Here is a 10,360-nt window from a genome sequence, read left to right on the forward strand (position 1 = left end):
CTACAATCATGAACGGCCGCACGGATCCCTGAACGGCATGACGCCGAAACGCTACTGGGAAACCTGGACGCAAGAAAACCAATTAGCTATCGCATAGACGCTGGACTGCTAACGGGGGCCCAATCACTACCACCACCGACCCGTGCTTGAGGGCTATCGCACGAATGATGCGAAACGCCTTCACGGACCCTTCCCGCAGCCCGGGACCGTACGCGAGAGGTATGCGGGCGTGCCCGAGGGTGGTCGGGGGAGCATCACGACGAGTCTATAGGCCTTCGCTCGGTCATGGATTGCCGCTAGGTCGACTTGAAGGCGAACGTCCCGACTCTTCCGCAAGGAGATGTTGTTCACGCCCGCGAAAACGAGCGCCAGCCTCGCGGCTGGAAGTCCCGACGGGATGAGAGCCAGGCGCCGCGTGGAGGACGCACCGGGCTTCGCGTACACCGTGAGCGGTCCTCCCAGCGCGGATGCGACCCACTGGGCCCTTGATCGGGGAGGCATTTCTCGTAAACACAAGTCCTTGCTATGCGCGTTCGTGGTGCTATCCCCGACTGCAACGGCCACCCCAACGCCGGAAGCATAGCACTCGTCGTAACCTGAGAAAGATTGCGATGCGGCCACGCATTTAAGGCGCGCAGACCATGGGCGGCAACTTTGCGAGCCTCATGGCCGGTCTGGAGCGTCAACGCGCGAGCCTGCCGCACAAGGCCGGCTCGCAAACCGCAAGGATCAGAGTCCCTCCGAATCGCATCGCGGAGGCCAGGTCCGAGACTCTCGCGCGTGACCTCAGCCTGTCAGACCGAGACAATCAGCGGCAATCGGGACGTCACCGAAACGGAAACCGAATCAGGCAACCCCAAGGCGACCGACCCGATCAACGCCGCCGCGACTCACCTTTCGGCGGCGACATGGTTATCAACGGGAGCCTGCCTGTTCCGCTCGGGTCAATCACGAACGATGTGCTTCGCAGGCGCCACGTGTATTCGATGATCCTCAGCGCACTTTCCCGACGTCGAGGGGCGCACGGTCCCGCATTGAGCGCCCGAAAGTAAGTTTGTGCGCCCCTCAGAAAGGGCTCTATACCGCGTGTCCTGTAACGTCTGGTTTAGACCGTGCTCGGCTTGAACGAGCTCGCTTTTTATGCAGGGTGATGGTGCGAAGCGTGTCCGGCGTCGACGTTGCAATAAGCGAGAATCCGAGGAAGATATGAACGTACCAAATCGGGCCGTAGGCCCAGCCATATACGAGAATCGCACCAAGGATCCCCGCATTAAGTGACGTCGTCGCTTGCTTGAGATGGCGCATGAGAGGCACCAACATGGAAAAAAGATAGAGCGCAAGGCCCAACGCACCCAGCCTCAGAAAGAGAGAAACATAGATATTGTGCGGCTGAAAGGTTACGAAGTTACCATTCGGTTCGACCCTGGCATAGCCGACACCAAATGGCTGCCCGAACATGACGGTTGCCAAGCCGCGATCAACTGCGTTATCGGTCAAATAGGACCAACTGAACGTTCGCGCGTTGTAGGTGGATGCGTTGCTTGCCGAGCTTGCGAGCTGTTGGATTTCACCATTCGCAATTCCAGTGGCGATGATGACTAGGGCGGCCCAAGCCAAGACTACAACGTATGCTAAGGCGGCCGGACGTCTGAATCTATCAGAGCGTATGATCAACAAAATAAAGCCGGCGCCAGCGGCGGCCCATACAGAACGATTCTGGGCAATTAGAACGACAAAGGCGAAGGCGCTAGTGCCGATAAGGCTGGCTTTGGACTTTGTTTTGAGCCAATTCTCGAACAAAACCAGTGAGGCGAGCGCGAGAACCATAGCCTGTCCGGCGACCAAGACGCGCCCGGTTTGATCTACGCCATCCGCATCGACAAAGTCTGATGCACCGCCGATGCCGAACCGAATGGCGTGGTACGAGGCGAGTGCCACAAGTCCCCATCCTAGATGGAACGCATAACGGTGAAAAAGAATGCGCATTTCTTGCTTTTCCCATGCGAGGGAACATACCCACATCGTCGAGCACACGAGGTAAAGGATGCCACGTGCCTCGTTCACGGCCGTATTAGCGCCGAGCGATCCGATTCCGCTGATTACTGACGCGCACAACATGAGCAGGAATGCAATCCAACTGAATCTAGTTCCGCGCAAGAAAACGCCGAGACGCCAAAAATTGAATACTGTGCTCAACGCGAAGAGTACCGATAGGGCGTCCAAAAGGAAAATATTGACACCAAAAGCGTGCACGATGGGAGGCGGAGAGGGAACTTCCCACACCGTCATTGTGATGGCAGCAGAAAGTACAAGGCCCAAGGTAGGGTGTTGTTGAAGGACACGAGCGCTGGCGTACAGGACTATGGCTAGCGTCACCACGGCCAAAAAAGCCAAAATGAGGGGCATCATACGTCCGCGAGCCGTCCACGAAAGATCACGCGCGCCCACCACAACAGGTACGTTGCTCCCAAGTAGAGGGGCCACGTTAGCGGCGCTAGCTTACGCAACATCCTCGCCAAGCTCTTCAGGTTCCCGGGCCCCTTTGGGCCGACAAAACGGCGCCATTCCAAAGTAGTGGAGGCCTTGGGTGCCGATGGATTACGCCCGCACTCTCCGTACGTACCAGGGGCAAGAAGGGAAGGAATGCCCAGCCTCCCTGCTCGGATTCCGTAGTCAATATCAGCAAGCGCATGACTGAAGGTGCCATCGATTCCCCCGATCCGCCGTGCGACCTGGACCGGTATGACGACAAAGTTTCCGTTGAACGTAGTAACGGGCAACGGTGTAAGGTCATCGGGCTCGCACCGCGCGAACCTAAGGGGGTGAACGCCAGCCTTGACAAGGCCGGAATAGGTCACATCTTGGCGGTCCGGGTCTCTCATGGCCCCGACAAGGATGGCGTTCGGATGTGCCTCCGTCAGCGATGCCATGCGTTCAATGGCGTCGCGGTCGAGTGCCACGTCGTCGTTGAGCCATACTACGTAATCGCTATCGAGGATTTCCGCAGAGACGAGCACAGACCGCTCGGCGAGGGCCATGCTTTTCGCCCAAAAATCTCGGCCAGTTCCGCGAAGTAGCCTGCAGGCCGGCCACTCTTCTAGAACTGCTTCGGCGGTTCCGTCGCTGGAGGCGTCGTCGTAGACCGTCATCGTTAGGCGAACCGAGGCTCTCTCCGCGGACTCGCGTACTCTACGCAGAAAGGTGATAGTGGTGTCGCGACGGTTGTGACAAGCCACGATGACGTGGTACCCAGGGCGACGAACAACAGGTCCCGCGAGCATAGCCATAGCCGGAGCCGTAGGCGTAATCGCGGGGGGACCGGACAAACCGAGCCTCTGAGACAACGTGCCGTTATGGGATTTCAATTCGTTTCTACCGTGCCTTGCCTCAACGCTTCCTCGATCCCTTGGGCGAACCGGCCCACCATATTGTCCACTGTGTACATTTCAGCTGACTCACGGGCGCCGCGTCTTAGTCGTGCCCTTAACGTGTCGTCGTAAAGGACAGTTTGAAGGCTCTTCGAGAAGGCCTCGACCGAGTTTTCGCAGATGCAGGAGTTGTAGCCTGACACCAGGTATTCGAACTCGGGGGCGTGAAAGGGCCAATTCGTTGTGACGATCGGTCTCCCGGCGACAAAACTATCGACGGCGACTAGACCCACTCGCCCAGGCATAGCGATTGTGTCTGATGCGGCAAGCGCTAGCGCCTTTTCTTTGCCTTGGGCACGCCCTAGGTAGACCAACCACGGTCGCGAGCGAATAGCATCGTCGATGATCCGTCTCTCGGATCCCTCTCCAATCACCAGCAACCGAAAATCTGGTTCGTTTTGAGCAAGCACGTCAGCCGCAGCAATCAGGAAAGGTAGTCTCTTCGAAGCATCCAATCCACCCATGAAAAGAGCGGTGCGACCGGTGAGGCCGTGCGTTTCACGGAAGTCTTCTACTTCCTCTTCACCTATTTCTTGGGTGGAACGGCTCAATTCCTCAGTGTCGATCGAATTCATCACCGTGGTTATCCGACTTGCTGGGTAGCCGATATCAGTGAGGGTCTGCGCACCGCCAGGGGTGTACGCGAAGAACCAGGACGAGCGCATTGTAATCCGTCGCTTCAGCTTTTCCTGCAGTGGCCCTACAGCCACAGTGTACGTCTTTCCATGACCCCAGAAAGCGATCTTGCGCTTCGCATATTTAGCCATTAAAAGGTACGTCTCAAGGTTCCTCACGGCCTGTTCGACGATCACTAGGTCGAAGGGCCCGTCGTGGTCAAATTTACGGAGGGATTTGTATACCAGGTCCTTCGACCCGATGCGGAAAAAACGCGTGGGTAAGCGCGTCGCCATCTCGGGTGTTAAGGAATCGCCGCGTGCACTCCACTCTGGCGGTGTTTCACCATAGTAGATGCGCAAGAGGATGCCGCGAACGGCAAGCTCAGAGAGAAGCTTGGTGAAGAAAGCCTCACGGTACTGGGGGAACCAAGGATGGATTATGGCAACCTTCATTTGGCTTCACCCTTTTCAAAGACTTTATTGATTCCGCAGGATTTTAGTTGACGCCAGTGGCTCAAGTAAGATTCCTGATCAAACCGGTAGGCACGATGGACAGCTGGAACACCAGCGACTACTGAATTCTCCGGAACATCGCTGGTGACTACCGCGCCGGCGGCGATCACAGCACTGTCCCCAATTGACACCCCAGACAGGATAACGGCGCCGTAACCGATCCAGACATCAGATCCGATAAGAACCGGATCGCTCATTTCATCAGGGAAGGACCCGACCCATCGGCTGCTTCGAATGCCCACACCCATCTCACCCATGTCGTGGTCGCGTCGTCCGATTATACCCACAGCGTTGGCGATCAGTACTTGGTCGCCGATTCGTCCGTCTACCTCTAAAGTGACGCCTTTTCCGACGTAAACGTCATTGCCAATGGTTAGCTGGCGAGGTGCCCAAATAGTGGAGAATGGACCGACGTGGAATCGATCGCCTATAACGACGTTGGACCTCACGGCCATGCGCCGCAAGACCCAACTGCGCATTCGATCTTTCACCCGTTTGTAGCCTGTCTGAAAATAGCACGCAGGAATACGAAATTCCCGATGAGATAGCGTCGCCACAACCTTCGCGGTTCAGTAGCAAATCTGAACGCCCATTCGAGTCCGGCCTTCTTCATCCATTCAGGCGCCTCTGGCAGCGTGCCAGCAGCAAAGTCGAAGGCAGCGCCGACCGCGATTGTAGTGATCCCGGTCGAAGTTGCGAGACGAGCAGCCTCGTAATCTTGCTTCGGGGTTCCAAGGCCGACCCAAACAACGTCGGCACCGCTCGCGACAATACGCTCGTCCTGCCTCGCCCTCTCATCGGTCGTCATGGGCCGGAAGGGCGGGCTCTCCGCTCCGACAATTGTCGTGCCAGGAAAAGATGTAACCAAGTTCTCCTGTAAGGCATCGAGCACCTGTGGCGTGGATCCGAGGAGGAAGTGCCGGAGGTTCGCTTGTCGGCCCAGATCAAAGATGTCGAGGAACAGCTGGGGCCCGCGGACCTGAGACAGGCGTGGATAGTGGCGTAAGAACCGTGAAGCCCACGACACAGGCTTCCCGTCCGGCAGGTTAATCGCGGGTGAACTCAGGGCTTCCCTGTAGTCGGGTGAGGACTGTGCTAACGCGATTGAGTAAGCATTGATCAAATGTATATGCGTTCCCGGGAGCGCGCACGATCCGGCGACGATGGCCTTCGCTGCTTCCAGCGGTGAAGAAACCGCTAACTCAACGTTCGAGACCCGCTGACGTTCGGAAAACCACTCCTCAACTGAGGATGCTTTGTCTTGCATCATTCGACTTTCCTGATTTGGCAAACTTCAGGGCGATTGGAGGATGAACGACTGCTATGACCGGTAGATGTGCGTGGTCGATGTCGCGGTGTCTTCCAAGACCGCTCGATCGTAGCCGGGCGGCTCTGCAGCGTCATAACCAACGTGCTCATGCCGCCGTCTTAGCGGCTGCCCGGCTTTCCTGCCTGCCTTGCGCAGCGCGCCAGGCTTATTCGCCGCCCCATCCCTTAAATCGTAGGAATAGTACCCATAGGAGTACGCGTCGGGACCCCTTACTGGCAACCGGTTCATGACGATTCCCAAGAGACGTGCGTCGACCATCTGGAGAGCCGATACGGATTTCGCGAGGTCAGCCTGCTTGAGCCTCTGGCTACCGACGACAAGGACGACTCCCCCGACATGCCGGGCGAGCACCGCTGCGTCGGTCACTGGGAGAAGCGGAGGTGCATCGATGACGACCACGTCGAAGGCGTGTTCCAGCCGGATCAAGAGCTGCTTCATAGCCTCGGATCCGAGTAGTTCGCTGGGATTCGGTGGTACCTGACCCGATGTGAGGACGTAGAGATCATCGTCGCCCCACGGCTGCAGCAAATCGTTGATGTCGGCGTCGCCCAATAAAGCTGTCGTGAGACCGGCACTTCGTTCCAAGCCCAGGTACTCTCCCACCATTGGACGGCGCAGGTCGGCATCGACGAGGGCAACGCTTTGACCAGCCTGTGCGATCGCTATTGCCATATTTGTCGCTGTCGTGCTCTTCCCCTCACCGGGTATTGAAGAGGTGACAAGGACGCTCCGACTCTCGTTGCTTATCTGCGCAAACTGGAGGTTGGTCCTGAGTTGACGAAACGATTCTGCTCGCGGACTTTGCGGCGCCACTTGGGAGAGGAGAGGTTTCTTGGTTGCAGTGTGATCAAACGCGATGCCTCCAAGAACTGGGGACTCAGTCACCGCCCGTACGTCTGCTTCCCCGCGCACTCGAGTATCGAGCTTACTGCGTATAAGAGCGGCACTCGCCCCCAGTCCGCTTCCTAGCAACAGGCCGAGCGCGAGGTTGAGACTGGTATTCGGAGCCGAGGGATTTGCCGGTGCGGCAGCCGGGGTAACGACGGACAATTTAACAGGCGACAGGCCGCCGTTTTTTGGTCGCTCTAGGCTGTCGACAGCGGCAATCAGGCTATCCGCCACTCCTTGCGCGATTGCGGCAGCTTGGATCGGAGACTTGTCCGACACCGAAACCGTAATCAGGACTGTGTTCAGATCGGAAGTGGCCTTAATCTTTGTTGCTAGTTCGGCGGGCGTCATGGGTAGACCCAACCTGTCGATGACGGGTTGAAGAACGGTGGGTGTAGTTACCGTCTTCACATATGACTGCACCCTGGCTTCGCTGAAGGAATTGCCCTGAGCGAGTTCCTGTACCGATCCCGAACTTTGAATGGCAACGAACAACTGAGTGTCCGCGGTGTACGTTGGCTTTACCAATACCGAGGCAAGGCCACCAACAAGTAGCCCAAGGAGGGTTGCGGAGACGAGGACGACCCAATTCCTGCGCAGTATGCGCAGGTAGTCACGAATTTCCAACGGTTCGGATTCCCCCTGTGTCAGGGCCAGCATGCTTCCGTCCTGGCAGGGACTGCCCCCGGTTCGCACCCAGCTTGCGATTGTTGCCTATTGTAGCGGTCTGATATGTGCGTTGCGTTTCATGCTCAGGCGAGGTGGCGCGCGTCGGGCAGATTGGGGGCGACGCTTTGAGCCCAACTGATGATTGAACGTGCCGCGGGCGCCAGCTGCCGCATCATCTCCTGGTACACAACTTCATCGTGCCGGTAGGGGTCGATGATGTTGTCTTCTTCAGCGGGAACTGTGACTCGGGTGCGGATGCGCGCTGCAGGGAGGAATATGGACTTCCAGCGCTCCGCCGTCGTCATTCCCTCCGGGGTGACGTGGGGGAGGATGCGGGCGAACTCGCGGAGGGTGAAGGTGCGGCGCAGCAGGGTCGGGGCCATGCCGACGACGGCGCTGCGGTGCTCGCGGGTCATGGCGAGGACGAGGTCCTGGCCCTGCAGGATCTGCGGCGTGAGGAGACGCGCTTCGAAGCCTTCGGTGTTGCCGCCGAGGACGTGGACGAGGCCCTGAACTTGGGGCTGCATGTCCCAGCCGACCATTGCGTGGGTGCCGGCGCTGCGGACTTCGAACTCGCCGGGGCAGACTTCGTCCAGGCCGGCCTGCAGGAGGCGCTCGGCCATGGGAGAGCGGCAGATGTTGCCGGTGCACACCGTGAGAATGCGAAAGGGCTGCTCAGGCGGCGTCATAACAGCGGGCTTCTCCATCCGTGCCTCAAAAGGGGGTGACCTAAAGGGGATCCAGAAAACGCCCCCACGTCATCATAGGACAGCCGGAACCTATAAACGGACGCTGCAGCGGTTCGCATGGCAGGATTGGGGGCATGCCCCACCACCCTGCTACCTTCCCGCTGCGTGTACGCCTTAAGCGGTTTCGTGTGCTGTGGCTGTTGGCAGGCTCCGCTGCGTTGGTGTTGAGCGGTTGTTCCGGCCAGGGGACGCCCGCGTCGTCGGGCAGCGCAGCTGCGCCGGCGCCAGCCAGCTCTGCCGTCGCGGTGGCCTCGCCGCAGGCCGGGAGCCGCGCGACCGCATCGCCGTCGTCGTCCGCCGCCGGGCTGCGTGTCAGGGTGCAGAACTCGCTGCAGGCTCTTGCGGCGTCCTCACCGCAGCCGAGCCGCGATCAGGTGAAGGCGGCGCTCGTGAAGGCCGGTGCCGCACCGGCCGCAATCGAGGTGTCCGCCTCGACGACCCCCACCGGGCTCGCCGTCGACGCGCTGACGGCGGCGGTGCTGGACGGAAGGCAGTGCGTGATGGGCCAAGTCCGCTCCGGCACCGTGAGCACCACCGTGCTGCCGGTGCTCGCCAACGGGCGCTGCTTTATCGGCGATGACCGGGGCTAGCCTCAGGATCGCTTGGTAATGTGCAGTGCGGGGGAGTTGCCGTACAGCCCTGCCCTTCACTTCACAAAGCGCCGCAAAGGGAAAGGTAAGGGGAGGCATGTCGAAAGTCCTTGACCGCAGCGCCGCCGCAGCGCCCAAGGTGCGGCCGGGGCGCAGCCGCGCACTCTTCGCGGTGCAAGTGGTGGGCGAGCTGGTGATCACCGCGGGCGTGCTCGCGCTGCTTTTCGTCGCCTGGTACCTGTGGTGGACCAACGTGGAAGCGGACGCTGCGCAGGCCACCGCTGTGAAGCAGTTTGTGCAGGCGCACCCTGCCCCCGCCGCACCGAAGGTTGCCGCGCCGTCGCCAGCCGCCGGAACGGCGAAGGCCGGCTACGGTCCGCCGCCGGTGGGGACGGCGCCCGCCCACGGCCAGGCGATCGGCGTCGTCTATGTTCCGCGACTCGGCGCCGACTACAGCCGTCCGGTGATCCAAGGCACCAGCCAGGACGTGCTGGACACGCTCGGGCTCGGCCACTATAAGGGCACCGCAATGCCCGGGGAACTGGGGAACTTCGTGGTCGCCGGCCACCGGCAGACCCACGGCGCAGTACTGGATAACATCCACACGCTGGTGCCGGGAGACCGGATCTACGTGCAGACCGCAGACGGGTTCTACACCTACGTGTTCCGCAATGAGGAGATCGTGCTCCCGGACCGGACCGATGTGCTGCAGCCGGTACCCACGCAGCCGGGCGCCAAGCCTGCGCAGCGGCTCATGACGATGACCAGCTGCAACCCTCGCTTCGGTTCTCAGGAGCGCATCATCGCGTACTCCGTGTTCGATTCGTGGCAGCCGCTCAATGCTGGCCCGCCCGCCGCCATCGCGAAGCAGGTCGCCGCCCTGCAAGGAAAGGGATAGCTCGTGTACGCCTGGTTGTTTGGCCTGCTGCCGGGGCCGCTGTGGGTCCGTATCCTGCTGGCCGTGCTGATTGTCGCCGTGGTGCTGGTGCTGCTGGCGGAATTCGTCTTCCCGTGGTTCGCCCACGTGATCAATCTGGAGGATTCCACCGTCGGCGGCTGAGTGTCCTAGAGGGCGAGCGCGGCCACCGTCACGCAAAGGGTGATGACAGCGAGCACCGTCACACCGAGGTACGCCTGCCACTTGGGGCGCTGGCGGTGCGGGTTAATGTCCAGATAGGGCACGGGTTTACTGCTCCAGAGTGGGGGAGTTGAGCGCGCACTTGGCGGCGCGGCGGCTTTGCCGGCGGAGCGCACAGTGGGCGACGACAGCGACAATCAGCATACTCGAACAGAGCAGCCCGACGCCGACGACATAGCGGAGGAAATCCATTGGGTTTGAGACCTTTCCGTTGAGACCTCGCCGATAGTAACCCATGGATTCGAGTGGGTCTTGTCAAACGCCTCCGCGCCCGTTCACGCGCTGCTCAGCGCAGCAGTGCTGCTGCCAGGACGACAACGCCTGTGCAGAGGGCGAGCGCAGCCAGCCCCGCCAGAGCGAGCCAGTCCTTGCGGGTCCGGGTGTACCGCTTGCGCCGCCATTCGCCGCGGCCGGGGGATTCGATAAGCATGTGGCCAC

Annotated in this window: 12 protein-coding genes; 3 read left to right on the top strand and 9 right to left on the bottom strand. The window is 60.1% G+C overall.

What is annotated here, in order from left to right:
- Positions 1-1,077: 1,077 nt before the first annotated feature.
- The 7 genes from KIH31_RS09210 to KIH31_RS09240 all read right to left on the bottom strand — a co-directional run bounded on the left by KIH31_RS09210 (position 1,078) and on the right by KIH31_RS09240 (position 8,152).
- A complete protein-coding gene (locus KIH31_RS09210; protein WP_214426840.1) occupies positions 1,078-2,409 on the bottom strand; it encodes an O-antigen ligase family protein in 1,332 nt (443 codons plus the stop codon).
- A complete protein-coding gene (locus tag KIH31_RS09215; RefSeq protein ID WP_214426841.1) occupies positions 2,406-3,287 on the bottom strand; it encodes a glycosyltransferase family 2 protein in 882 nt (293 codons plus the stop codon). The genes KIH31_RS09210 and KIH31_RS09215 overlap by 4 nt, the downstream gene beginning before the upstream one ends.
- Positions 3,288-3,361: 74 nt before the next feature.
- Positions 3,362-4,498 (bottom strand): glycosyltransferase family 4 protein, encoded by a 1,137-nt coding sequence (locus tag KIH31_RS09220; RefSeq protein WP_214426842.1) that lies wholly within the window; start codon positions 4,496-4,498, stop codon positions 3,362-3,364.
- Entirely contained in the window at positions 4,495-4,755 is a 261-nt protein-coding gene (locus KIH31_RS18115) for a DapH/DapD/GlmU-related protein (protein WP_284675995.1), read from the bottom strand. The genes KIH31_RS09220 and KIH31_RS18115 overlap by 4 nt, the downstream gene beginning before the upstream one ends.
- Positions 4,756-5,045: 290 nt before the next feature.
- Positions 5,046-5,828 (bottom strand): WecB/TagA/CpsF family glycosyltransferase, encoded by a 783-nt coding sequence (locus KIH31_RS09230; RefSeq protein ID WP_214426844.1) that lies wholly within the window; start codon positions 5,826-5,828, stop codon positions 5,046-5,048.
- A 51-nt stretch (positions 5,829-5,879) separates the two neighbouring features.
- The gene (locus KIH31_RS09235; protein WP_250545783.1) at positions 5,880-7,436 is read right to left on the bottom strand and encodes a polysaccharide biosynthesis tyrosine autokinase; all 1,557 of its coding nucleotides are present in this window, start codon (positions 7,434-7,436) and stop codon (positions 5,880-5,882) included.
- A 92-nt stretch (positions 7,437-7,528) separates the two neighbouring features.
- Positions 7,529-8,152: a low molecular weight phosphatase family protein gene (locus tag KIH31_RS09240; protein WP_307857599.1), complete on the bottom strand. Its 624-nt coding sequence runs from the start codon at positions 8,150-8,152 to the stop codon at positions 7,529-7,531.
- Between the two features lie 170 nt (positions 8,153-8,322).
- Here KIH31_RS09240 and KIH31_RS18120 point away from each other — a divergent pair, with 170 nt between their 5' ends.
- The 3 genes from KIH31_RS18120 (at position 8,323) to KIH31_RS09255 (ending at position 9,844) form a co-directional block, all read left to right on the top strand.
- The gene (locus tag KIH31_RS18120) at positions 8,323-8,784 is read left to right on the top strand and encodes a hypothetical protein (protein ID WP_307857600.1); all 462 of its coding nucleotides are present in this window, start codon (positions 8,323-8,325) and stop codon (positions 8,782-8,784) included.
- Between the two features lie 97 nt (positions 8,785-8,881).
- On the top strand, positions 8,882-9,682 hold the full coding sequence (locus KIH31_RS09250; protein WP_214426846.1) for a class E sortase: 801 nt from the start codon (positions 8,882-8,884) through the stop codon (positions 9,680-9,682).
- Between the two features lie 3 nt (positions 9,683-9,685).
- Positions 9,686-9,844: a hypothetical protein gene (locus tag KIH31_RS09255; RefSeq protein ID WP_214426847.1), complete on the top strand. Its 159-nt coding sequence runs from the start codon at positions 9,686-9,688 to the stop codon at positions 9,842-9,844.
- A 126-nt stretch (positions 9,845-9,970) separates the two neighbouring features.
- Here KIH31_RS09255 and KIH31_RS09260 read toward each other — a convergent pair whose 3' ends face one another.
- Positions 9,971-10,114, bottom strand: coding sequence for a hypothetical protein (locus KIH31_RS09260; RefSeq protein WP_214426848.1), 144 nt, complete (start codon positions 10,112-10,114; stop codon positions 9,971-9,973).
- 94 nt (positions 10,115-10,208) lie between these two features.
- On the bottom strand, positions 10,209-10,352 hold the full coding sequence (locus KIH31_RS09265) for a hypothetical protein (protein WP_214426849.1): 144 nt from the start codon (positions 10,350-10,352) through the stop codon (positions 10,209-10,211).
- Positions 10,353-10,360 lie beyond the last annotated feature (8 nt).

The sequence above is a fragment of the Paenarthrobacter sp. DKR-5 genome (assembly GCF_018531425.1).
In the GTDB taxonomy this organism is placed as follows: Bacteria; Actinomycetota; Actinomycetes; order Actinomycetales; family Micrococcaceae; genus DKR-5.

Bases quoted from the DNA above. Each gene is read 5' to 3' on its own strand.
- KIH31_RS09210 (WP_214426840.1), bottom strand. From the start codon at position 2,409: ATGATGCCCCTCATTTTGGCTTTTTTGGCCGTGGTGACGCTAGCCATA.
- KIH31_RS09215 (WP_214426841.1), bottom strand. From the start codon at position 3,287: ATGGCTATGCTCGCGGGACCTGTTGTTCGTCGCCCTGGGTACCACGTC.
- KIH31_RS09220 (WP_214426842.1), bottom strand. From the start codon at position 4,498: ATGAAGGTTGCCATAATCCATCCTTGGTTCCCCCAGTACCGTGAGGCT.
- KIH31_RS18115 (WP_284675995.1), bottom strand. From the start codon at position 4,755: ATGAGCGATCCGGTTCTTATCGGATCTGATGTCTGGATCGGTTACGGC.
- KIH31_RS09230 (WP_214426844.1), bottom strand. From the start codon at position 5,828: ATGATGCAAGACAAAGCATCCTCAGTTGAGGAGTGGTTTTCCGAACGT.
- KIH31_RS09235 (WP_250545783.1), bottom strand. From the start codon at position 7,436: ATGCTGGCCCTGACACAGGGGGAATCCGAACCGTTGGAAATTCGTGAC.
- KIH31_RS09240 (WP_307857599.1), bottom strand. From the start codon at position 8,152: ATGGAGAAGCCCGCTGTTATGACGCCGCCTGAGCAGCCCTTTCGCATT.
- KIH31_RS09250 (WP_214426846.1), top strand. From the start codon at position 8,882: ATGTCGAAAGTCCTTGACCGCAGCGCCGCCGCAGCGCCCAAGGTGCGG.
- KIH31_RS09260 (WP_214426848.1), bottom strand. From the start codon at position 10,114: ATGGATTTCCTCCGCTATGTCGTCGGCGTCGGGCTGCTCTGTTCGAGT.
- KIH31_RS09265 (WP_214426849.1), bottom strand. From the start codon at position 10,352: ATGCTTATCGAATCCCCCGGCCGCGGCGAATGGCGGCGCAAGCGGTAC.